The following is a 22,413-nucleotide window of genomic DNA, read 5'->3' on the forward strand; positions in this document are numbered from 1 at the left end:
GCCTCCCCGCGTCCGCTGAGGGCGGCGCGTTCAGTCCCCCGGCGCGTCATGCCTGCCGGACCTTGTCGCCGACCCAGCGGGCCAGCTCCAGCGGGCTCAACGCGGCGACCGGCATCCCGGCGGCGACCAGTTGCCCGGCCGTCGCCACGGAGTACCGGGGCCGGCCCGCGTCGTCGAGGCTCGCGCAGCCCAGCACGGTGCAGCCGGACTCCACGAGGGCACGCGTCTCCGCGAGCACCTCCGGCATGGACCAACCCTCCTCGAAGTCGGTGACCAGGACGACCATGGTGCGGGTGGGTGCGGTGACCAGTTCGCGGGCGTAGCGCAGGCCGGCGCCGATGCGCGTGCCGCCGCCGACCTGCACCTCCAGCAGGAGGGAGAGCGGGTCGTGCGCCTGGTCGGTCAGGTCCACCACCTCCGTCGAGAACGCCACGAAGTGCGTCGTCAGCGCCGGCACGCCGGCCAGCACGGCGGCGGTGAGCGCGGACCAGATCACCGACGCCTCCATCGAACCGGACACGTCCACCACCAGCACCAGCCGCCAGTCGACACTGCGGCGGGCCCGGGTGCGGAACACCGGCTTCTCCGGCACCAGCACCAGCCGGCCCTCGTCGTCGAGATGGCTGCTCGCCAGGTTGGCCCGCAGGGTGCGGGCCAGGTCCAGCGGGCCGCCCGGACGGTAGCTCGGGCGCGGCGTGGTGATGCCGGTCAGCGCCGGCCGCAGGCGATTGGCCAGCTCCTTCGTGAGCTCCTCGATGATGCGCTGCACGATCGGGCGCAGCCGCGCGACGACGCTCTCCGGCATGCCGCCGGCGAGGGTGAGCACGTTCTGGAGGAGTTCGACCGAGGGCCGAACGCTGTCGGGGTCGAGCAGCAGCGCCGCGTCCGTCCGGCCGCCCTCGACGGCGGCCGCGATGACCTCCTCGCGGATCCCCGAACCGAACAGGTCGGCCAGCTCGTCGGCCCACTCCCGCGCAGAGGGGAACGGCGCCTCGCGCCCGCCGCGGCTGCCGGAGTCCGCGCGGGAACCCTCGCCCTTGCCGGCCCCGTACAGCTCGTCGAGCGCCGTCGCGTAGCGGCGTGCGCCGGACGGTAGGCGGTCGCTCTCCCGGCCGAGGAGCAGCCGCCACCGGTCGGCCGGCGCGATGTCGTTGGGCACCGCCACGGACGCCGGCACCACTTCCGGCACCGAACCGGGCGTCGCGTCCGCCTCCGACGCCGGGCCCGGCGTCGTGCCCACCTCCGGTGCCGCTCCGGACTCCAGCGCCGGGTCAGGCGCGGCACCCGCTTCCGAGCCCGGCGTCGCGCCATGTGTGGCGCCCGGGCCGGACTCCAGCGCCGCGCCGGGCGGGGCATCCGGCCCGGCCGACGCCGGTGAAGCGTCCGGCAGGCCCAGGCCGAACGCGGCCAACACCTCCCGCCCCGCCCGATCGGCGAGCAGCCGCACCAGCAACCCGTCCGGATCGCCCTCGCCGAGATCCTGATCCCGCGCACCGACCCGTTCGGCGACGACGGTCAGCATCCGGTCCCGCGCGGCCGGGCTCAGCACGTGGAACCCGCCCCGCAACGCCGGCAGCCGCCCCAGGAACTCCCGGTCCGGCATCGTCTCGACCCGCCCGAGCAGTTCCCGCAGCACGTCCCCGCCGGCCTGCAGCAGCGGCTCCGCCGCCGAGAGCAGACCGCCGAGGTGCCCCTGGAGCGCGCGGCGCCCGTCCGGCGTGGTGGCCCGGTCGAGCCACGAACCGATCCGCGTGCCGAGCACAGCCGGTTCCTCGACGCCGAGCAGCACCTGGATCGCGCCGGCCGCACCGGCGATCATCGGCGTGCCGGTGGCGACCAGGCGGGCGAGCGCGTCGGTGAGGCGCAGCCCCACCCCGGTAACGTCGGAACGGTGCGCGAGCGCCGCGAGAGCCCGCGCGTCCTCGACCTGCTCGGAACCGGCGAGCCCGTCGACCTGGCGCACCGCGGCCGTCTCGACGTCGTCGATCATGCCGGGCAGCACCTTCGTGTCGAGCTGCCCCGCGACGCCCGGAACGTGTTCCAGGCGCAGCCGGTCGAGCAGTGCGAGCGCGCTGACGGCCGCACCGAGCGTGGCGCGCGAGGGCACCGCGTCGACGAGGTCGCCCAGCCACTCCCGGGTCAGGTCCACGAGCCCGCACGTGGCGGCCGCGTCGAGGCCGGCGATCAGCTCAGCCACGGACGGCTCGCCCTCGGCCTCCTGCGCGCGGCGGTCCTCCCGCAGCGAACCCTCGGCGGCCTGCGCCAGCGTCACCCCGCGCAGCCCGGCGATCTCCAGCATCGCGTCGGTCTCGGGCGTCCAGTTGACGGTCCAGCGGGTGCTGATCGTGTCGCCGCCGCCGACGCCCTCGGTGGCGACCCGGGTCGCGTAGGGCACACCCGCCGCGGCCAGCCGGGCCAGCGTCACCTCGCGACGCCGGTCCAGGTCGGAGCGCATCGGGTCGAGCCGCAGGTCCTTCTCCGCCTGCGCGGGACCGGGCAGGCGGAGCTCGGTGAGCAGTTCCGTCACGTAGGGCGCCAGTCCGGAGCGGGGTGTGCCCGGGGCGAGGGCGCCGCGGCGTTCGCCCACGAGTACGCGTTCCATCGCGGCGGCCACGACCCGACCGCGACCCATCGTCTCGCCCTGAACCAGGACGGTCTGCACCGCCTCGACGAGTTCGCCGCGGCTCGGGGCCGGCAGCCGGCGCAGCCGCGCGAGGTCGATCGCGAGGCGCACCGCCTCCCGCGCCTCGGCCGGGCCGGCCGGGTGCCCCGCCGCGCGCAACCGCGCGCAGACCGCGACCACCGTCGAGAGCATCGAGTCCTCGACCGCGGCCGGGTCGCCTCCGGCGGAGACCACGGCCTGTTGCCACTCCGGGTCGCGGATCCCCGCCGGGTAGCCGGATCTGGAGTCCAGCAGGGGGAACGTGTAAGGCACGAGCGAGGTCCGCACACCGTCCACTGTGGACGTCTCCGCGGCCGGCTCGCCGGCACACAGCGCCGCCGCGTGGAACGACCCCACCAGCGCCGCCACCCGCTTCTCCCCGGCCTCGGCCAGGCATTTGCGCATCCACGCCTCGCGAGCGAGGTCGACGGGATCCACCCCACCGCCCCGAACGGCGTCGTCGCGCAACGCCCACCCCACGGCGAGAGCCGCCCGCCGGATCGCCTCGGGATCGGCCCCCGGCGCCCGGGCCTCGACCATGCGGTCCCACATGTCCTCGTCGGCCCGCCCGCTCGAGGCAGCCCGCAGCGCCCCCGCGAACGTCACCGCACCCGGCGCGGCCGGCACACCCGCACCGCGCCCCTCACCCCAGCCACGATGCCCGAGCGGCAGATCGCACGCCACGACGGGAACTCCCGCCCGGGCGGCCCAGCGCACGGCGACCAGTTCCGGCGAGAAGTCGGCGAACGGGTAGAACGCCGGCCCGGGCGAACCCTTGGTGACCCCGGCGAGCGCCACCGGCGCACGGGTCTGCGGATCGGCCAGATACGGCAGCCACTCGGCCAACTCGCCCGGCAGCTCCAACAGCAGCACGTCCGGCCGGAACTTCTCCAGCAGCACCGGCACCGCCACGGACAGCGCGGGGGAGTGGTGCCGCACCCCGATGAGGAACGGCCGCACACTCGCGGCGAGCGCGTCGGTCGCGACGGCCGGATCAGCCCCGCCGTCACCGCCACCGACCGCCGGGCTGCCGGACGGCGCTGGATCGCCCGGACCGCCGGACGGCGCCGAGCCGCCCGGACGACCCGACGGCACGGTGCCGCCGAACGATGCCGGGCCGCCCGCGCCGGCGGACGGAGGTGCCCCGCCCGCCGACGCCGCGATGGCCTCAGTCCGCAAGGACATCGCGCAGCTCCCACAGCCGGCGCCACAGCCGCCCGCCCTCTTCCGCGCGCCGCCGCACCGACGAGTCCCAGTAGCCGAGCAGCTTCGCCGCGTCGGCCGGGTCGTCCTTGCGCACCACGCCGAGCAGGTGCCCCGGCAGCAGCGACAGCACGTCCCGGTCACCCGGGAAGTAGGCCGCCGCCAGCCCGAGCGCGGTGGCCACCCCGACCGCTTCGGCGGTGCTCATGACGGTCGACGGGCGTTCGACGTCCCAGCCCTCGACCGAGCGGCCCGAGCGCAGGTCCCGGAACGCCGTCACCAGCGCCTCCAGCACCGCGTCGTCCACGCCGAAGGCGGCCTCCGAGCGTTCCAGCGCGGCCTTGGCCTGCCGGCGCACCAGATCCGTCTCCGCCGCCAGGTCCGGGATCGGACCCACCGTCTCGAAGTTGAACCGGCGCTTGAGCGCGGCCGACATCTCCGACACCCCGCGGTCGCGCAGGTTGGCGGTGGCGATCAGCGAGAACCCGGGCGCCGCGTGCACCGCCGAGTGCTCCGTGCCGGCCAGTTCGGGCACGGCGATGCGCCGGTCGGACAGCAGCGACACGAGCGCGTCCTGCACCTCCGGCAGGCAGCGGGTGATCTCCTCGACGCGGGCGATCGAACCCTGGCGCATCGCGCTGAGCACTGGCGAGGGCACGAGGGCCTCCGGCGACGGGCCGCCGGCGAGCAGGAGCGCGTAGTTCCAGCCGTAGCGCAGCTGGTCCTCGGTGGTGCCGGCGGTGCCCTGCACGACCAGTTCGCTGGTGCCGCAGACCGCCGCCGAGAGCAGCTCGGAGAGCATGGACTTGGCGGTGCCCGGCTCGCCGACGAGCAGCAGCCCGCGCTCGCCGGCCAGGGTGACGACGCAGCGTTCGACGAGTGCGCGTTCGCCGACGAACTTGCCGCGGATGGTCAGCTTGGCCGGCACGCCGTCGGCCTTGGCGCCCTTGGGCAGCGTCAGCGGCTTGCCGTCGCTGCCCATCACGAAGGTCACCACCGCACGCGGCGTCAGCCGCCAGCCGGGCGGCTTGGGGCCGTCGTCGTAGGCGGCCAGGAACGCCAGTTCCTCGGCGTGGGCGTGCTCCGCGGGGTCGACCTGTCGGGTCTGCGGGCGGGTCAGGGTCGAGGTCATCGGCGTCGCTCCGTCACGAGTTCGTCGAACCGGGGTGCGTCACCGTTGCGCACCCGGTCCCAGGCCAGTTCGAACAGCGCCGGTGGTGGGGAGACCGGCAGCACCATGTGCAGTTCCGAGATGCCGCTCTCGTCGCCGATGAGCATGGAGAGCTTCCAGCGTTCGAGCGGCAGGTGCGGCGCGCCCAGGGCGAGCCAACCACCGGGGATGAAGAGCCCGCGCCCGGCACGGGCCCGCTTGGCGGCCACCACCAGGTCGGTCTCGGCGAGCTCGGCGCGCGCCTTCTTGAGCCGCGCCGGCTTCCAGCCCGTCCACGCCGCCACGTTGCGGTCGGTGGGGTCGGGCAGCGCGAGCAGTTGCAGGTACAGCGTCGCCGCGTCGGCGCTCAGGCCGGTCTTCTCGGCGACCTCCGCCACCAGCTCCGGCGCGGAACGGGACGGGTCCTGCGGCGCTCCCGCCTCCGGGTCCGGCGGCGTGTAGGCAACCAGCTTCGGCAACTGCGGGCTGAGCAGCGCCCGCACGGCGGCGAAGTTCTCGTCGTCGACGCTGTCGAGCCGGGCCCGCAGCACCGTCATCACCGGGTCGTCCATGCCGTTGACGAGGGCCGGCCGCAGGAGGACGCGGTGCCAGCCGCTGCCCGGTGGCACGATCAGCGGGCCGATCTCCCGGCCGTGCGGCCCGTCGACCGGGGTGCCCGCGTGCAGCGCCTTGATCAGCGGGGCGATCTTGCTCTCGTTGAGGTAACCGGCCGGCAGCGCCACCGACGGGTCGGCGATCAGCGCGCGCACCTTCTCCACCACGGCCGGCAGCTGCTCCCGGATCGGGCTGTCGACCGGCAGGTGGTAGGACATCCACGGGATCATCCGGGCCAGCGCCACCAGCACGTCGTCGACGTCGTAGCCGCCGGACGGCCCGGCGAGCCACTTGCACGTGTGCGGGTTGGCGATGCCGTGCACCAGCTCGGAGGTGTGGATCCGGCCGTTGACCTGTGCCTTCTGGACGGTGACGACGATGCTGTCGTCGACCGGCGTGCGTTCGCCGTGCCGCTCGACCCACCAGGCGACGAGCCCGTCGATGTTCAGGCCGCCGGACCACAGGTCGGTCAGGTCGGCCGGCAGCAGGGAGGCCAGCACCGTCGAGTTGGTGCCCGTGCCGAGCTGGCCCCAGCGGGTGCGGGCGGTGGTGAACGCGGCCTCGGCGATGCCCAGCGGCTCGCGGTGCGCGACGGACTCCTCCCGGTCCCACGCGTTGCTGGTCGGCAGCCCGTACAGCACGACGGCCGCCTCGGCACGCGTCATGCCGGCCCGCTGCGACAGGGTGTCGATCAGCTCCGGCCGCCACGGCACGGGGCCGTTGGCGCGCACCAGCGCGACCAGTTCGGCGATCCGCTCGGCCGACACGCTGCCGTCGGTGAGCTGCCGCTCGTGGGTCAGCTTGTGGCCGGTCGGCTGGCGGAACACGCCGTCCGGCGCCCACTCGATCGCGTAGACCTCGTTGTCGCTGTTGTCGATCGACAGGATCAGGAACCGGTGTCCGTCGATCGGCACCACCTGGCCGACCGCGTACGTCGGCTTGGCGGCGGCGATCATCGTGACCCGCCGGAGCCGCCCGGTCCCGTCGAGCAGCCCGGAGCCCGCGACGGCCTCGAGGAACAGCAGCAGCGCCTCGCGCTCGTCCGGATGGGTCAGCGTCGCCACCGCCCGGAACATGGCACCGGGGAGCGCGGCGAACGCGTCGAACCAGTCCCGGTCGAGCGAGGCGAGCGACAGCGTGTCGACGGCACCGGTGAGCGCCGGCCCGATCGCCGTGAACATGTCCAGCGCGCTGTGCCCGCGGTTGTAGCAGTACGGGATCATCCCCTGCAGACCGGCCTGGAGCGTGACGTCCGAACCGGGCCGGGTCGGCTCCTCCTTGACCGCGGGCTTCTCCTCGACCAGCGGCCGCCCCTCCAGCACACCGGCGAGCTGCCGGAACGTCGTGTCGTGCCGCACGGCTTCGCGTACGACGCCGACGATCCCGTCGACCAGCCCGGTGTCGGTGACCTCGGGCAGCAGCCGCGTGACCACGGCGCGCACCGCGTCGCGGTCGACCTTCTGCTCCTCCTCCGCGGCCCGGTACACGGCGTCGATCTCGGCCATCAGCGCCGCGGCGACCTCGTCGGTGACGGCCCGCAGCGCGGCCGAACCGGCCTCGTCGCGCACCCGCAGGAAGTGCCACCAGCGGGCGGGCAGCACCATCCGCGTGCCCCGCGCGTACGACTCGTTGCGACTGTCCACTGTGTACTCACCGACGGCGAAGCCGCTGTCGTCGACGATCTGCGTGGCGTCGTTGTTGTTGCGGCTGCGCACGAGGCCCCGGACCCGATCCGAGCCGGGGAACGTCATCGCGCCCAGCACGGTCGCCGTCCAGCCCTCCGGCGTCGTCGTCGCACGGAACTCCCGCCCGTCGACGGCACGCCCGGAGTGCCCGTCGGCGGCGGCCCGCCACCCGACCAGCCCACCGGCGCCGCCCAGCGGATCGGCCCCCGCGATCGCCGGAACGGGCGCCAGCCAGCTTGCCCACGGGCTGAGCGCCTCCGCGTCGGGCCCGGCGTCCTCGAAGAACGACGGCAGCGAGGCCCGCCCGGCGGTGCCCGTGACCGGGTCGAACTCGATCAGCACCAGCTTGCCCTCGACGTTCTGGCAGCGCCAGTACGTGACGCCGTCGCTGATCACCGAGGCGGTGGCGTCATCGGTGCGATCGCCCACCCGCAGGACCCGCCCACCGATGGAACGCCCACCGCCGGGCGCCGGCAGCGTGTCGTAGGAGTACCGGGAGAAGGCCCGGTCCGAGGTGATGAACACGTCGTCCGGCGAACCGGTCCAGTAATTGGCGCGATCCGGCCCGCGGTCCCAGCTGACGAGCAGCTGCCCGTCGACGTAGTTGAGCACCAGCAGCCACCAGTAGGAGCGCTCGGCGGCGGGGATGCGCAGCATGTGCTCCAGCTCGATGCCGTCCGGGCCGACCACCAGCACCAGGTCGCCGCGGCGCAGGATCAGCTGCGGCCACTGCCGGACCACGTAGATGCGGGCGTCGTCGGTCGGCTTGACGCCCTCCGACAGCCGCGCCACCGCCTCCTCGAGCGCCGGCCAGCCGTACTCGTCCAGCAGGCCGGTGCGCAGGGTGCGGCCGAGCAGCGCCGGCACCGAGGTGTCGAGGATGCGCCGCACCGCCTCCGGGTTGACCGCGAAGCCCTCCGCGCAGGCGAGCGCGGTGACGGCGGTCAGCTGGCCCGGCAGGTTGGGCAGGCCGAGCGCGCCGACCTCGCCGGCGAGCCGCTCCTGCCAGGCGTGCACGGCGCGCCGCAGGCCCGCCACGGCCACCACCCGCTGCACCGCCAACGGATCGATCCTCGGGGAGCTGCTGTACCGCGGCTTGAGGAACGACTCCACACCCGAGACCAGGTGCGGCAGGAACCGCTCGTCGGCCGCCAGCGCGGTCAGGTCGCGCCGGCCGGGCTTGTCGTCGTCGAGCCACTCGTCGATGTGCACGCGGATGTTGTCGGCGGGGTCGGCCACCGGGATCCCGGCCGCCAGGCACTCGTCGATCAGGTCGAGGTCGACGTCCCAGTGGTTCTCGGCGAGCTTGACCGGCTCGCCGTCGGCGATGAGCCGGCCGGCCATGTCGGCGGCGAGCGTCTGCAGCTCCTGGAGCCGCTTGCGCTCGCGGTAGTAGCGCCCCTCGCGGCGCGCGGCGATGCGGTGCAGCCACCCCGCCGGCCCGTCGGGCGACTGGGCCTCCGCGGGCGCCGCACCCGCCGGTCCGACGAGGGCATCGGCCGCGCCGCTCTCCCGGAGCACCGTGATCCACGCGAGGTCACCGCAGTTTTGCGGGAACATCCCCAGCAGCACACCGCGGAATCGCGGCTCCGCGGCCCCGATGCGGGTCAGCGACGACTGGTAGCCGGTCCAGAACCCCTCCGGCGCACGCGCGGTGGCGGGCGCGTCGAGCAGCCGGCGCACCACCTCGTCGTCGGCCTCGGCCTGGTCGAGCTTGGCCGCCTTGGCCAGCCGCCGCAGGTCCGTGTGCATGGTGGCGTACGGCGGCAGCCCGCCCAGGGTGCGTTCGAGGCACAGCCGCAGGAACCGGTCGTAGGCCTCGACGGAGCCGCTGCGCGCGGCGAGGGTGCGGGCGTGGCCGGAGAGCGCCTTCGCGGTCAGCGCACCCGCCAGCGCGAACTCCAGGAACACGGCGTGCAGCCGCTCCTCGTCGATCGCGAGCCCGAACACCTCCTCCGCCTCGCGCGCCTTGCCGAACATGGTCGCCGCGTAGGTCGGGCTCTCGGCCGCCACGAACGCCCGCCCGGCCTCCTCGTAGAACGTCGGCAGGAAGTGCGGCACGGCACGCGCGAGGCGTTCCCCCAAGGCATTGAACCCGTCGCGGGCCGGGCCGATCTTCGACTTGGCCCCGCGGGCGAGCTTCTCCATCTCCTTGACCAGGGCGAGGGCGTGATGCCCGTTGGCCGGGTCGTTGACCAGCGCCCACGCCGGGAACCCGAGCGCCTGCTGGCGGACCAGCCCGACCTCGGCGGGCGTGGAGTCCTCGTCCGGCTTCAGCCCGAGGAAGTCCATCGCGAGGTCCTCGGCCTGCCCGAGCATGCCCGGCACCAGCCGCACCACCGGCCGCTCCCCGAGAACGGCATGCCGGTAGGCGCGCACCGTCAACGTGTCGACGGTGTCGGGCTTGTCCACAGTGGACCCGAGCGGCAGCACCGCACCGGCATCCAGCAACGCCTCGGTCACGCTTCTTCCTCCTGCTTCTCCACGACGCGGCCGGCGTACAGCGCCGCGGCCATGCGCATGCCCTCGGACCAGGTCACCGGGCCGACGGCCCGCAGCAGCCGGCCCACGCCCGCCTTGTCGGTGAAGACGAGGTCGCCGGTCTCCGTGGAGTAGTACGGATCGTCGGAGCCGACCCACGAGCGGGCCTCGACGGTCTCGCCGCCCTCGAAGACGCGGCAGACCGCGTAGCCGCCCTTGACCTGGTAACCGAGCGAGGAGGCGCGCGCCATCAGGTGCCGCAGCTCGGCGTAGCGTCCGCCGGCGTAGTCGTTGACGCTGTGCGCCTGCGGGTCGGCGATGGCCGGCCGCACCCAGGTCTCGCGGAACAGCTGGTCGAGCGACTGCCGCACCTCCAGGTCGGCCGCGAACTCGCGCAGGTCGTCCAGGTCGGACAGCAGCACCGGGTGCGGGATCGCGATCCGCTCGGTCTCGACGCGCACCGTCTCGCCGTCGAGGTTGACCAGGCCGATGCCCTTGTCACCGGCGTCGCGCAGGAAGCCGACCTCGTCCGGGTCCCACCCGCCGTCGGCGTCCACCGCCGCCACGACGAGGTCGGTGAGGACCGTGCGCCACGCGTCGTCCGCCCACACCTCGGACAACAGCTTCGAGGGAACGGGCAACGAGCGCACCATCCACTTCTCGACCTCCGCGTGGCACTGCTTCTGGTGGCGTTCGAGCCACTCGATGAGCTGCTGCGCGGCGACCGTCACGGGATCCTTGCGCACCGCGGGAGGAACGGTGCGCAGCTCGGTTTTCTTCGAGTTGCGGCACACCACCTTCCCGGATCGAACGGTGACCTCATAGCCACCGGCCGTCGCGAGCCACGTCATCGTGTAGACCTCTCTCTCAGCGGGACAGCGAGAGGCTAGACGAGCCCACCGACACTTTTCCGCCCCGTCCGTAGAACTTTCGGTCATGAAATTCGCGGCGTGACAACGCCTGATACGGTGCCGAACCACGGGTTCTGCGCACGGCGTCAGAACCGTCCACAGAGGACGGTCGGGTTAGGATCCGGGCATGGAGCTGATCCCGCGCAACCCGACCCAGGGTGTCTATCCGGCCACCGAGGATTACGTCCACGCGGTCGAAGTGCGCGGGGCGCAGCGGCTGCTGTTCATCTCGGGGACGATGGGGCTCGACCCGTCCGGCCGACCCGGCGAGACGCTGGAGGATCAGCTCGTCCTCATCTGGGACAACCTGCACGCGATCCTCGCGTCGGCGGACATGACCGTCGACAACATCGTGCGGCTGACGAGCTACCTGCGCGACGCGTCGTACGCCGAGGCCAACGCCGCCGCGCGGGTGGCGGCGCTGGGCGGCCGGGTCGTCCCGACGACGGCGATCGTCGCCCAGACCCTGTCGGACGACTGGCTCGTCGAGATCGAAGCCATAGCCACCGCCTGACCTCAGGCCGCGTTGCCCCGAAGCGACGCCGCCGCGCGCCGTGCCGCGTCCAGGTGCCGCACCAGTTCGCCGAGCTGATCCTGCGGCGAGACGTCCCGTCGATTTACGTGTTCAGGGGGTGGCGACCTCGCGGAGGAGGGCGAACTCCGCCGCGAGGCGATCCAGCTGATAGTGGGCGTTCAGGCCGCTGGGGTTGGGCAGGACCCACACCCCGGTGCTCCCCACGGTCCGCCCCTGCCGCCCCACCGACGCCCGCGGCTCCCCGAACGCCACCCGGTACGCCCCGACGCCCAACACGGCCAGCCATCCCGGCGAGTGCCGCAACACCTTGCGCCGCAACGCTTCGCCGCCGGCGACCAGTTCCGCGCGGGTCAGCTCGTCGGCCCGGGCGCTGCCGCGCTCGACGACGTTCGTGATGCCGAGGCCGTGCTCCAGCAGCAGGTGCTGCGAAGCCGGGGCGAACAACGACGGCGTGAAGCCGGAGCGGTGCAGCGCCGGCCAGAACCGGTTGCCGGGGCGGGCGAAGTGGTGGCCGGTCCACGCCGAGTACAGCCCGGGGTTGATGCCGCAGAACAGCACCCGCAACCCCGGGCCGATCACGTCGGGGATCGTCCGCCCCTCCGCCGAGGCCAGGTCGGCGGCCGTCGGACGGGGGCTCACCCGGGCAGCCGGAAGCCGGCCTCCCGCTGGAGCGCCAGCCACTGCTCGACGTCGTCCGGCGAGCGCGGCAGCCCGGCGGAGAGGTTCTGCGCGCCGTCGGCGGTGACGAGCACGTCGTCCTCGATGCGGATGCCGATGCCGCGCAGCTCCTCCGGGACGAGTTCGTCCTCGAGCTGGAAGTACAGGCCCGGCTCGACGGTGATCACGTAGCCCTGCGCCAGGGAACCGTCGCGGTAGCGCTCCTTGCGCGCGTTGGCGCAGTCGTGCACGTCGAGCCCGAGCATGTGCCCCGAACCGTGCAGCGACCAGCGCCGGTACACGATCGAGTCGGGCTTCATGGCCTCGTCCACGCCGACCGGCAGCAGGCCCAGGTCGTCGAGCCCCTCGGCGAGCACGCGCATGCACGCCTGGTGCACGTCGTCGAACATCGCGCCGGGCCGCACCGCCGCGATGCCGGCCTCCTGGGAGCGGTAGACGATCTCGTAGACCTGCCGCTGCAGCGGCGTGAACGTCCCCGACACCGGCAGCGTGCGGGTCACGTCGGCGGTGTACAGGTTGACGTTCTCCACGCCCATGTCCATCAGCAGCAGCTCGCCGGGGCGCGTGGTGCCGGTGCTGTCGTCCCAGTGCAGGACCGTCGCGTTGGCGCCGGCGCCGACGATGCTGTGGTAGCCGACGTCGTTCCCGTCGTGTCGGGCACGGAGGGCGAAGATGCCCTCGAGAAGACGTTCCGCCACGGCTTTGTCGGCGGGGAGGATCCGCGCGACGTCCTCGAACCCGCGGACCGTCGCGTCCACGGCGTCCTGGAGCTGGGCGATCTCCCACTCGTCCTTGGTCAGCCGCAGCTCGGAGAGCGCGCGGGCCAGCTCCCGGTCGGCGTCGGGCGCGCCGTGGCGGGGACGGATCGCCGCGTCGACGGCCGCGGAGTAGCCGCGCAGGACGCGGGTGCGGCCGGGGGCGTGGGCGTCGAGGGCGGCGGGCAGCTCGTCGACGTGCGCCGTGCGGATGCCGAGGACCTCGGACTTCTCCCGGAGGGTGCGGCGGCGGCCCACCCACAGCTCGCCGTGCACGCGGTCGCGGAAGAACTCGTCGGTCTCCCGGGAGGAGCGCGGGCGGACGTAGAGCACGTGCTCGCCGTCGGCGTGGATGATCAGTACGGCGTCGGCGTCGTGCTCGCCGGTGAGCCACACGTGGTCGCTGCCCGGGCGGAAACGGAACGCGGTGTCGTTGGCGCGCGTCTTCTCGCCGCCGCTCGGGATGACGAGGGTCTCGCCCGGGAACGCCTCGGCGAGCGCGTCGCGTCGCCGTTGGTGCAGCTGAGCGGGGGACGGCTCGGTGGTGGCGACGTACGGGGCGGAGGTGTTCCACCCCGTACGCATGAACTCGAGATACTTCTCGGGGAAGTCGGGGTCGTGGCTTTCTGAGCCGTGCTGGTCCGCCATCCCCCGACCGTACCCCGGGGCCCCGCGTCAGGTGCCGGGCTCCCAGTGCGGCACGTCGGGGGCGTAGGCGATCTCCGCCTCCTGCGCCTCGACCAGCTGCTCGACGGCCGGTGGTACGTGGACGACCTCGTCCTCGTTGAGCACGTCGGAGACGCCGGTGTCGACCACGTCCGGCGGCAGGACTTCGGTAACCGAGGGATCAGTCATGATCCGTCGGGTACCCCCGGACGGCGGCGCCTACACGTCGTCGGAAGGGTTGTTGCTCTCCCGGATGTCCGGGTCCGGCTTACCCGTCGCGCAGCTGATGGTGATCTTCACCTTCATCGGGGTGAGGGTGTCCGACCTGTAGCGCACCACGACGTTGGGCGCCGCCGCGGGGACCTTGGAGCTGTAGCCCTCGAACGTGCTGTGGGTGACGTAGACGGCGGTGGTGCCGCTGCACCGGACGCTGACGTGGCCCGCCTTGGTCTCGAACTCCACCACCTGCGAGTTGGTGGCGGCGCCGCCCGGGCCGCTGGGCGACCCGCCGCCGACGGGACTCGACCCCGTGGTCGAACCGTTGCTCGGCACGACGGTGGAGCCGGGGATCGGCTGGGCACCGTTGCCGCTGGTGGGGGGCGCGCCCGACGTGCCGCCCGGCGGGGTGCCCGGCCCGGTGCTTCCGCCGGTGGCGCCGAGGCCGGCGTTGGCGTCCTGCGCGGCCTGCTTGTTGGCCGGCAGGCCCCGGTCGCCGCTGCGGTCCTCGGCACCGGCGCCGGCCAACTGCGTGGCGCCCACGACGACCGCGGCGACCAGGGCGACGGCGGCGACCGCGGCACCCGCGAACCGGGCCCGCCGGCGCGCCGGCGAGACCCGCGGCACGGTGGGGAAGTCCGAGGTGTCGCCGTTCTTGAACGACGGGCTGCCGGGCAGCGACACCGAGATCCCGGCCGCGTCGGCGAGGATCCGGGCCGCCTCGGCGGCGGTCGGCCGGTTGGCCGGGTCCTTCTCCAGGCAGCGCTGGTAGAGGGTGGTGACGGCGATCGGCAGCCCGGTCTGGCGGGGCAGCGACTTCGGCTCGACGTACACGTGCGCCCGCAGGATCTGCGTGGTCGTCTCGGCGGACCACGGCAGCTGGCCGGTGAGCAGCCGGTAGAGCAGCAGGCCGAGCGCGTACACGTCGGTGGCGGTGACGGCGGGGCCGTCCTCGAGGCGTTCGGGGGCGAGGTAGGCCGGGGTGCCGTACATGATCGCGGCGGACTCGAAGTCGGCCAGCTCACCGGCTGCCGCGGCGATGCCGAAGTCGACGACCTTGGCGCCGTTGGGCGTGACCATGACGTTGCCCGGCTTGACGTCGCGGTGGACGATGCCGCGGGCGTGTGCGGCGGCGAGCGCGGAGGCGACCTCGGCGCAGATCCGCATCGCCTGCCGGGGCGTGAGCGGCCCGTCGGACACGACGTCCGCCAGGGAGCGCCCGTCGAGGAGTTCCATCACCACGTAGGGAACGCGCTCGCGGCGAGTGCCCAGCGACTCCCCGAAGTCGTAGACGCTCGCGATGTGTGGATGCGAAAGACCGGCGGCGGCCAGTGCCTCGGCGCGGATGCGCTCGCGGAAGCCGTCGTCGGTCAGGTGCCGTGAGGAGAGGACCTTGACGGCCACCGGCCGGCGGAGCACTTCGTCATGCGCGCGCCAGACGGCGGACATGCCGCCCTCTCCGAGAAGTTCGACCAGGCGGTACCGCCCGCCGAGCGTCTCGTCCGATTCCACCCGGACAGTCTGCACTACGTGTGGCGATCGGACCTACCTCGTGTGCACTACGACCGGTCCCGGAGCGGTGACCTAATGGTCATCAGGCTCGTGGGGGTGGATATCGACAGCACCCGTCCGGATGTTGACAACTGTCCATCTTTTGGATCCACGATCAACTCTGCGACGGAGTCGCCGCGCTCGTTCGCGACCCACATTTTTGTGCCGTCGGCACTGAGGAGCATGTCACGGGGGAAGTGCCCGCCGCTGTCGCCCAGGGCGGTGAGGCGGGGTGGCGTTCCGCCCGTGAGCTGGGCGATCTTGTCGGGGCCGCGGTGTCCGATGTAGACGAACTTTCCGGTCGGATCGACGACAATCGCCGACGAATGGCCGGGCGCAATTCCACCGTCCAGCGTCGGAACCGTCATGACCTGCGTCAATCGGCCCGTTGTGATATCGAAGTCGCACAAAGTGAGCGTGGGCTCCAGCTCGTTCACGACGTAGCAGGTTCGCCCGTCCGGGTGAAAGGCGAGCCCGCGGACGCCACCCGGTCGATGTAACGGAGCCTCGGCGTGGAGCGCCAGGCGGCCGGTCGACGGGTCGAGGCGGTAGGTGAGGACGGAGCCGAGGCCCATGTGCACCGCGAGGATCCAGCGGCCGCTCGGGTCGGCACCGATCCAGTGGGCGTAGCGCTGCGGATGGGTCACCACGTCGGCGACCGGACCGACGCCGCCGTCCGCCTCGACCGGGAGGGTGGCGAAGCTGCCCGACCCCCAGTTGGCCACCAGGATCCAGCGGCCGTCCGGCGAGACGCTCAGGTGCACCGGCTCCGCGCCGCCGCACGGCTGCGCGCCGAGCGGGTGCAGATCCGGGCCGTCGACCGCATAGGCGCTGATCAGCGCCGGGTCGAGGAAGTGCGCGGCGTACACGTAGCGGCCGTCGGGGGAGTGCGCCAGGCAGACCGGGTCGTCCGGGCCGGGGACGGTGCGCCGCACGACGAATTGCTCCGGATCCACGATCGCGATGCCCCGGCTATGGCCTCCGACGTACAGCACCGGGCCACAATATGCCCGTGCGATACGCCGTGGTGCTGGGCGAGGCCCTGATGGATCTGCTGGACGGGACGAGCGACGGGGAGCCCGTCTACCGGCCCGCGGTGGGCGGTGCGCCGTTCAACGTGGCGGTGGGCGTGTCCCGGCTCGGGGGTGCGGCGCACTTCGTGGGCTCCGTGTCGACCGACGCGCTGGGGGAACGGCTGCTGGCGTTCCTCGTGGACAACGGGGTGCGCGTCGACGGGGTGAAGCGGGTCGCCGCGCCGACCACCCTGGCGCTGACGACGTTCACCGACGCCGAGCCGGACTTCACGTTCTACGGCGACTCGCACGGGCTGCTCGGACCCGACGATCTCGACGCGGAGCTGCTCGCCGGCGCGGAGGTGATCTCGGCCGGGTCGATCGCGATGCTGTGGGAGCCGACGCTCGCCGCCGCCCGGGCCGCCTGGCGGGTGCCGGGGCCGCGCAAGGTGTTCGACCCCAACGCGCGCCCGCGCCTGCTCCAGGACCGGAAGGCGTATGCCGCCGTGGTCGAGGAGTTCGCCGCCGGGGCCGACCTGGTCAAGCTGAGCGCGGTCGACGCCGAGGTGCTGTGGGGGGACGACCCGGAGCGCGCCGCCGCCCGGCTCGCCGAGGGCGGGGCCACCGTCGTGGTCACCCGAGGCGGTTCCGGCGCCCTCCTCCGTCACGATCACAAGCTTCATATGGAACGGGCTGAGCCGATCGAAGCCGTCGACACGACCGGCGCCGGTGACAGCGTGCTCGCAGCGCTGGTGCACGGCATGCTCACGACGCCCGAGGGCGGCACGCCGGACTGGCCGCTGCTGCTGCGCTACGCGCTCGCGGTCGGTTCGCTCACCTGCGAGGGGCCGGGTGGCGCGACGGCCCTGCCGACCGCTGACGCGGTGCGCCGGCGCTTTCCTCAGGCCGTTCCGTACAGGGCTTGAAAACCGCGGCGGACGGCGACCGTGGCGGTCTCCACGCCGAACGGGGCGCGCGCCGCCACGGCCTCGACCGGCGCGGAGTCGGCGTGCCCCTCGCGGATGGCCCAGTCGAGCGCGGCCAGCTCGGCATGCTGCGCCAGCACGAACTCCGCGTCGACGACCGCTCCGTGCCCCGGTACGAAGGCCGTCGCCCCCACCGAAAGAAGAGCGGCCACGGTGTCCGGCCACTCCAGCGGATAGGCGTCGTCGAACTGCGGCGGCCCGCTCTCCTCGATCAGATCCCCGGCCACCACCACTCCCACGTCCGGCACGTGAACGACGAGATCCCCCGCGGTGTGCCCACGCCCCAGGAAGCGCAGCACCACCTCCCGCCCGCCCAGCCCGAGCGCCTGCTCCGCCCGCACCAGAACATCCGGCGGCCGCACCACGACCTCGGCCAAGCCGGGAATGTCGTACCCCGCCGCTACGGTGCGCGGATCGGTGGCGGTCAGCGATGCGGCCGCCTCGGGATGCGCGTGCACGGATACGGGGTTCAGCGTGGCGTTGCCGAAGCAGTGGTCGAAGTGGTGGTGCGTGTTCACGACGTGGTACGGCCGGTCGGTCACCCGGCGCACCGCGTTCACCAGCTCGGTGGCCTGCGCCGCCGTCGACAGCGTGTCGATCACGACCGCGCAGTCGTCGCCCAGGACGAGCGTGGCGTTGACGTCGAGGACCTCGTGCCGCAGGACGAAGACGCGATCCGCGATCTCCTTCATGATCCGGCCTTCTCTGCCTTCGCCAGAAACTTCTGCCGGTCGACGAGGACCCGTTCGATTCTCGCCTCGGCCACTACCGTCGACCCGTCGCGGACCGCCACCTCGAAGGTGAGCCGCCTGCCGTCGACCTTGGCCAGCGTGGCCTGCGCCCACACGGTCCGCCCCACCGGGGTGGCCGCGGTGTGAGTCAGCTCCACGCGGGTCCCGACGGTCGTCGCGCCCGACGGCAGGCGCGGGGCGGTCACGGCCACCGTGGCCGCCTCGGCGAGGGCCAGCACCCGCGGGGTCCCCAGCACCGGCACGTCGCCGGAGCCCACGGCCTGCGCGGTGTCCGCCTCGCCCACGATGAGCGCCACGCGCACGGTGGCGCCGACCCAGCCCGCCGCATCGAGATCCATGGCCTCACCCTATTTCGGGGCTACGTTGGGTGTCATGTCTGTGTCGACGCTGCCCGACTGGCTGCCGAAGGTCGGCTCGGTGACGGTGCTCTGCGGCGCCGGCATCTCCACCGACTCCGGCATCCCCGACTTCCGCGGCCCCAACGGCGTGTGGACCAAGGACCCGGCCGCGGCCAAGCTGTTCACGCTTGACAACTACGTCGCCGACCGGGAGGTCCGGGTGCGCGCCTGGGGCAACCGGCGCGACCACGCGGCGTGGACCGCCGAGCCCAACACCGGCCACCGGGCCCTGGTCCACCTCGAGCGGGCCGGCCGCCTGCGCGCCATCGTCACGCAGAACATCGACGGCCTCCAGCAGAAGGCCGGCTCCGACCCGGAGAAGGTGCTGGAGATCCACGGCACCATCTGGACCGTGGAGTGCCTGAGCTGCCACGACCGCACGCCGATGCCGGACGTGCTGGCGCGCGTGGACGCCGGGGAGGCGGACCCGCCGTGCCTGCGCTGCGGCGGCATCCTCAAGTCGGCGACGATCTCGTTCGGGCAGTCCCTCGATCCGGTGGTCCTGCGCGCCTGCCAGCAAGCGGCGAAGGGCTGCGACCTGTTTCTGGCGGTAGGCACGTCGCTGACCGTGCAGCCGGCCGCCGGCCTGGTCGAGGTGGCCGCGTACGCGGGCGCGCGGGTCGTGATCGTCAATGCCGACCCCACCCCGTACGACCTCATGGCCGACGCCGTGCTGCGGGAGCCGATCGGTGCCGTCCTGCCGGCGCTGGTGGCGGCGGTTTCCGGGGTGCCGTCCTGACCACATACCCTCTACGCCGATGAGCACCGCCACTTCCGCGCCCCCGAACGGCCCGTCCCTGCGCACCCGGCGCATCCGTGCGCTCGCCCTGTGGGCGGTCGGGTTCGTCGCGTGGTGGGTGCTGCTCGGCCTGCCGGCCACGGACCCGATCCTCGCGTTCGGGTGGCTGTGGCTGCTGACCATGGCCTGGCGGGTCGGCCAGCCGTGGAAGGTGCACCTCGGCTTCGCCCGCGACTGGGCGCCGGTGGCGCTGCTCCTGCTCGTCTACAACTTCTCCCGCGGGTTCGCCGACAACGGGGCCACGCCGCACGCCTACGAACTGATCTGGGTCGACAAGTGGATGTTCGGCGGGCACGTGCCGACGCTGTGGCTGCAGGAGCGCTTCTACGACCCGGACCGGCTGTTCTGGTGGGACGTCGTCGCGAGCTGGGTGTACTTCTCGCACTTCGTCGTCGCGCTCGGGATCGCCGTCACGCTCTGGCTGCGCGACCGGGAACGCTGGGCGAAGTTCGTGCGGCGGTGGTTCGCGCTGTGCGGGGCCGGGCTCGTCACGTACTTCCTGTACCCGGCGGCGCCGCCCTGGTGGGCCGCGAAGTTCGGGCTGCTGCCGGACGTCGCGCGCATCTCCACCCGGGGCTGGCGGGCGATCGGGCTGCACGGGGCGGGCAACGTGCTCAACGCCGGCCAGCTCGCGTCCAACCCGGTCGCGGCGATGCCGTCGCTGCACACGGCGTTCGCGCTGCTGGCGGTGGCGTTCTTCTTCGACCGGGTGCGCAAGCGGTGGTGGCCGGTGCTCTGCCTGTACCCGCTGGCGATGACGGCCACGCTGGTCTACTGCGGCGAGCACTACGTCATCGACGTGCTGGTCGGCTGGCTGTACATCGGCCTCGTCTTCGTGGCTGTCGGCCTCGCCGAACGCTGGTGGCAGGCCCGCCACCCCCGCACCCCCGAGCCGGCCCCACCCGCCCCCGAAACCGACGCCGTCCCCGCCTCCCCCTGACCACACCGCGCGCGGTCAGGTGGCGGTGCGGGCGGCGCGGGCGAGCTCGGCGAGCGTCGCGGCGCTGGCGTAGGCCTCGGCGACCGCGCGGTCCCGCGCCGTCACGTGGATCGAACCGGCCGTGTCCACGTGCACGTCGGCCAGCCCGAGCCGGCGCTGGATCGGACCCTGCACGACCCGCACGCTCTGCACGCGGGCGAGGCGGGCGACGATGAGGCGTTCGGTGAGCCAGCCGTCGCGCGCGACGACCACGCTCTCCGTCCACCCGAACGCCCGCCGCCGGTACGCCAGCGGCGACACCCATCGCGCCACGGCCGGCACCGGCCGAAGCGGCAGCGCGTCGATGTCCAGCCCGTCGATGACCCGGCCCGCGACGGTCCGCACAGTGGCCCGGTCCGCCACCGGCACCAGGACCCCGCCGCGCACGCCCTGCTCGCCGGCCTCGGCGCCGACCCCGGCGACATCCAGTTTCGCGCGCCACCACTTGAGCGGCCGCCACAGCAGCGGCCGCACGACCGCCACGGCGAGCGCGCGGTGCGCCGGCACGGTCCGGCTGCGGGTGTCCAGCAGCCCGTGCGTGAGCCGAACCCCCGACGGATCCACGAAGATCCGGAAGTCCCAGTCGTTGAGGACCCGCCGCACCGGCGGGAGCACGACGCCGAGCAGGGCGGTCGCCATGGAGGCCACGCCGATCGCGGTCCACGCCGGCGGGTCGAACAGCACCGGCAGCAGCGTCACGGCGAGCGCAACCGGCAGCAGCAGCACGGGCGAGCTGAGCAGGTTGGCCACGAGAACGCGCTGGTTGGGCACCACGTGGAACGGGCGTTCCGGCCCGGCGGCCGGGGCCGCGGGATCGTGCGCCGGGGCGTGCCCGGCGCCGGCGAGCAGGCGGGCGCGCAGGGCGTGCGCCTCCTCGACGCCCAGGTAGGCCAGCGGCGCCTCGGTCTTCGCGGCGCCGATCACCTCCAGGCGCAGCTCGGCCACCCCGGTCATCCGCGCCAGCAGCGGCCGAACGACATCGACGGCCTGGACGCGTTCCAGCGGGATCGCGCGGGTGCGCCGCCAGACGAGGCCCTCGTAGACCCGCAACTCCCGACCCACCACATGGAACCCGGTGACCAGCCAGCTCACCGCCGACAGCCCCACCCCGAGCACCAGCAGGACGCCCACCAGTGCGAGGAAGACCAGCGTGCCGAGCTGGGCGTAGCCCTGCCAGGAGATGGCGGCGACGGCCGCGAACAGGAACTTGGCGCCCTTGAGCAGGGGCGTCAGCGGATGCAAACGCCGCCGCCCCTCGACCGCGGCCGCCTTCCGCGCACCCTCGCCCGCCCCGTCGGCCACCGGGCCGCCCACCCCGCCGGCCGGCGGTCGGAAGTCCGGCCCCGGGCCGTCGTGCGGCGGCGATGCTCCGTCGGCCGGTGGCCGGTGCGCGGGCCCGGCCGGGTGGGCCGCGTCGGGCGGCGTGGAGATCGCCGACGGCGCCGGTGAGCCCGATCGGCCCGGGTCCCCGCCCGGGTTCACAGGCCCTCCGCGTGCGTCTCGCCGAGCGCGGACAACCGGTCCCGCAGCCGCGCCGCCTCGGGCCCGGGCAACCCGGGGATGCGGGCGTCGCTGGCCGCCGCCGCGGTGTGCAGCTCGACGGTCGCGAGCCCGAGCGAACGTTCCAGGGGGCCGGCGCTGACGTCGACGAACTGCATCCGCGCGTAGGGGACGATCGACAGCCGGCGCACCAGCAGCCCGTGGCGCACGAGCAGGTCGTCGGGGCGTTCGGCATAGCCCCAGCTGCGCACCGAGCGCACGACGACGGCCGCCCGGGCCGCCCAGAGCACGGCCACGGCCGCCGCCGCCCAGCCCCACAGGCCGTCGAAGAACGTCCACAGCACCGCGCCGGCCACCACGGCGGTGCCGGCGAGCGCGGCCAGGCGCACCTGTTCGACGAGGATCAGCTTCCCGCTCACCGGCCGCCATACGACGTCGTCGGGCCAGGGAGCGAGGGGATCGGCGTTGGGCGATGCGACGTCCGTCACCGGTCAAGCCTACGGCGCTCGCCGATGGGCTCCACCTCGCGGAGGAACCCGCGCACCGACAGGAAGTCGCTCAGGGTGTGCAGGTGCTCGTCGCAGGCGAGCCACGTCTTGCGCCGCTCGGCGGTGTGGAGCTTGGGATTGTTCCACCGCAGCGAGTGGACGGCCGGCGAGCGGCAGCCGCGGGATGAACAGATGAGGATTTCTTCGTCGGACACGAAGAGCAGTGTTCCCCAGGCAGTGCCTACTTTAGAAGCAGTAAAGTCGCCGGGCGGCCACGGGGGAAGCCGCCCGGCGACGCCTCAAATCGTACCCCCCGCACTCCACCCGTTGTCCACCCCGTGTCCGTGTCCATTCGGGCGCAAGTCGGTGAGCGTCCGGCCGGGCCTGGGT

General features: G+C 73.5%; 18 protein-coding genes. 4 read left to right on the plus strand and 14 right to left on the minus strand.

Annotated elements, in window-relative coordinates:
* Positions 1–46: 46 nt before the first annotated feature.
* From Val02_RS47515 to Val02_RS21715, 4 genes are read right to left on the minus strand one after another with little or no spacing between them, the layout of a single operon-like run.
* Positions 47–3,847, minus strand: a complete 3,801-nt coding sequence (locus Val02_RS47515) for a DUF5682 family protein (RefSeq protein ID WP_239153227.1) — start codon at positions 3,845–3,847, stop codon at positions 47–49.
* On the minus strand, positions 3,831–4,997 hold the full coding sequence (locus Val02_RS21705; protein ID WP_203900982.1) for an ATP-binding protein: 1,167 nt from the start codon (positions 4,995–4,997) through the stop codon (positions 3,831–3,833). Before Val02_RS21705 ends, Val02_RS47515 begins: the two co-directional genes overlap by 17 nt.
* Positions 4,994–9,778, minus strand: a complete 4,785-nt coding sequence (locus tag Val02_RS21710) for a hypothetical protein (protein WP_203900983.1) — start codon at positions 9,776–9,778, stop codon at positions 4,994–4,996. The genes Val02_RS21705 and Val02_RS21710 overlap by 4 nt, the downstream gene beginning before the upstream one ends.
* The gene (locus Val02_RS21715) at positions 9,775–10,647 is read right to left on the minus strand and encodes a DUF4132 domain-containing protein (protein ID WP_203900984.1); all 873 of its coding nucleotides are present in this window, start codon (positions 10,645–10,647) and stop codon (positions 9,775–9,777) included. The genes Val02_RS21710 and Val02_RS21715 overlap by 4 nt, the downstream gene beginning before the upstream one ends.
* A gap of 187 nt (positions 10,648–10,834) precedes the next feature.
* Here Val02_RS21715 and Val02_RS21720 point away from each other — a divergent pair, with 187 nt between their 5' ends.
* Positions 10,835–11,221 carry a RidA family protein gene (locus tag Val02_RS21720; RefSeq protein WP_203900985.1) on the plus strand — a complete coding sequence of 129 codons (387 nt, stop codon included), beginning with the start codon at positions 10,835–10,837 and terminating at the stop codon, positions 11,219–11,221.
* Between the two features lie 111 nt (positions 11,222–11,332).
* Here Val02_RS21720 and mug read toward each other — a convergent pair whose 3' ends face one another.
* From mug to Val02_RS21745, 5 genes are read right to left on the minus strand one after another with little or no spacing between them, the layout of a single operon-like run.
* Positions 11,333–11,881, minus strand: a complete 549-nt coding sequence (gene mug, locus Val02_RS21725) for a G/U mismatch-specific DNA glycosylase (RefSeq protein ID WP_308440015.1) — start codon at positions 11,879–11,881, stop codon at positions 11,333–11,335.
* Positions 11,878–13,323 carry an aminopeptidase P family protein gene (locus tag Val02_RS21730; protein WP_203900986.1) on the minus strand — a complete coding sequence of 482 codons (1,446 nt, stop codon included), beginning with the start codon at positions 13,321–13,323 and terminating at the stop codon, positions 11,878–11,880. Before Val02_RS21730 ends, mug begins: the two co-directional genes overlap by 4 nt.
* Positions 13,324–13,350: 27 nt before the next feature.
* Positions 13,351–13,530: a hypothetical protein gene (locus Val02_RS21735; protein ID WP_203900987.1), complete on the minus strand. Its 180-nt coding sequence runs from the start codon at positions 13,528–13,530 to the stop codon at positions 13,351–13,353.
* Between the two features lie 30 nt (positions 13,531–13,560).
* Positions 13,561–15,069, minus strand: coding sequence for a serine/threonine-protein kinase (locus tag Val02_RS47520; protein ID WP_239153229.1), 1,509 nt, complete (start codon positions 15,067–15,069; stop codon positions 13,561–13,563).
* Between the two features lie 47 nt (positions 15,070–15,116).
* Positions 15,117–16,103, minus strand: coding sequence for a lactonase family protein (locus Val02_RS21745; protein ID WP_203900988.1), 987 nt, complete (start codon positions 16,101–16,103; stop codon positions 15,117–15,119).
* Between the two features lie 17 nt (positions 16,104–16,120).
* Between Val02_RS21745 and Val02_RS21750 the strand changes: the two genes are divergently transcribed.
* Positions 16,121–17,047 (plus strand): carbohydrate kinase family protein, encoded by a 927-nt coding sequence (locus tag Val02_RS21750; protein ID WP_203900989.1) that lies wholly within the window; start codon positions 16,121–16,123, stop codon positions 17,045–17,047.
* Here Val02_RS21750 and Val02_RS21755 read toward each other — a convergent pair.
* Both Val02_RS21755 and Val02_RS21760 read right to left on the minus strand, forming a co-directional pair.
* On the minus strand, positions 17,023–17,799 hold the full coding sequence (locus Val02_RS21755; protein ID WP_203900990.1) for an MBL fold metallo-hydrolase: 777 nt from the start codon (positions 17,797–17,799) through the stop codon (positions 17,023–17,025). The genes Val02_RS21750 and Val02_RS21755 overlap by 25 nt on opposite strands.
* Positions 17,796–18,197 (minus strand): thioesterase family protein, encoded by a 402-nt coding sequence (locus tag Val02_RS21760; protein WP_203900991.1) that lies wholly within the window; start codon positions 18,195–18,197, stop codon positions 17,796–17,798. Before Val02_RS21760 ends, Val02_RS21755 begins: the two co-directional genes overlap by 4 nt.
* Before the next feature lie 34 nt (positions 18,198–18,231).
* Between Val02_RS21760 and Val02_RS21765 the strand changes: the two genes are divergently transcribed.
* Together Val02_RS21765 and Val02_RS21770 are read left to right on the plus strand one after the other, a co-directional pair.
* Complete coding sequence (locus Val02_RS21765) at positions 18,232–18,996, plus strand: SIR2 family NAD-dependent protein deacylase (RefSeq protein ID WP_203900992.1); 765 nt, start codon at positions 18,232–18,234, stop codon at positions 18,994–18,996.
* Between the two features lie 19 nt (positions 18,997–19,015).
* On the plus strand, positions 19,016–19,996 hold the full coding sequence (locus Val02_RS21770; protein WP_239153230.1) for a phosphatase PAP2 family protein: 981 nt from the start codon (positions 19,016–19,018) through the stop codon (positions 19,994–19,996).
* A gap of 15 nt (positions 19,997–20,011) precedes the next feature.
* Here the strand turns inward: Val02_RS21770 and Val02_RS21775 are convergent, their stop codons facing one another.
* Genes Val02_RS21775 through Val02_RS21785 form a run of 3 tightly spaced genes read right to left on the minus strand, consistent with a single transcriptional unit; the run spans position 20,012 to position 22,238 of the window.
* Positions 20,012–21,517, minus strand: a complete 1,506-nt coding sequence (locus tag Val02_RS21775) for a PH domain-containing protein (RefSeq protein WP_239153231.1) — start codon at positions 21,515–21,517, stop codon at positions 20,012–20,014.
* On the minus strand, positions 21,514–22,023 hold the full coding sequence (locus tag Val02_RS21780) for a PH domain-containing protein (RefSeq protein WP_203900994.1): 510 nt from the start codon (positions 22,021–22,023) through the stop codon (positions 21,514–21,516). The genes Val02_RS21775 and Val02_RS21780 overlap by 4 nt, the downstream gene beginning before the upstream one ends.
* Entirely contained in the window at positions 22,020–22,238 is a 219-nt protein-coding gene (locus Val02_RS21785; protein WP_203900995.1) for a hypothetical protein, read from the minus strand. The genes Val02_RS21780 and Val02_RS21785 overlap by 4 nt, the downstream gene beginning before the upstream one ends.
* Between the last annotated feature and the right edge of the window lie 175 nt (positions 22,239–22,413).

This window comes from Virgisporangium aliadipatigenens, assembly GCF_016863615.1.
GTDB lineage: Bacteria > Actinomycetota > Actinomycetes > Mycobacteriales > Micromonosporaceae > Virgisporangium > Virgisporangium aliadipatigenens.

What these genes read in the sequence shown, in the direction of transcription:
- Val02_RS21715 (WP_203900984.1), bottom strand. Translation starts at nt 10,647, where the DNA reads ATGACGTGGCTCGCGACGGCCGGTGGCTATGAGGTCACCGTTCGATCC.
- Val02_RS21705 (WP_203900982.1), bottom strand. Translation starts at nt 4,997, where the DNA reads ATGACCTCGACCCTGACCCGCCCGCAGACCCGACAGGTCGACCCCGCG.
- Val02_RS21720 (WP_203900985.1), top strand. Translation starts at nt 10,835, where the DNA reads ATGGAGCTGATCCCGCGCAACCCGACCCAGGGTGTCTATCCGGCCACC.
- Val02_RS21755 (WP_203900990.1), bottom strand. Translation starts at nt 17,799, where the DNA reads ATGAAGGAGATCGCGGATCGCGTCTTCGTCCTGCGGCACGAGGTCCTC.
- Val02_RS21770 (WP_239153230.1), top strand. Translation starts at nt 19,016, where the DNA reads ATGAGCACCGCCACTTCCGCGCCCCCGAACGGCCCGTCCCTGCGCACC.
- Val02_RS21765 (WP_203900992.1), top strand. Translation starts at nt 18,232, where the DNA reads ATGTCTGTGTCGACGCTGCCCGACTGGCTGCCGAAGGTCGGCTCGGTG.
- Val02_RS21730 (WP_203900986.1), bottom strand. Translation starts at nt 13,323, where the DNA reads ATGGCGGACCAGCACGGCTCAGAAAGCCACGACCCCGACTTCCCCGAG.
- Val02_RS21760 (WP_203900991.1), bottom strand. Translation starts at nt 18,197, where the DNA reads ATGGATCTCGATGCGGCGGGCTGGGTCGGCGCCACCGTGCGCGTGGCG.
- Val02_RS21735 (WP_203900987.1), bottom strand. Translation starts at nt 13,530, where the DNA reads ATGACTGATCCCTCGGTTACCGAAGTCCTGCCGCCGGACGTGGTCGAC.
- Val02_RS47515 (WP_239153227.1), bottom strand. Translation starts at nt 3,847, where the DNA reads ATGTCCTTGCGGACTGAGGCCATCGCGGCGTCGGCGGGCGGGGCACCT.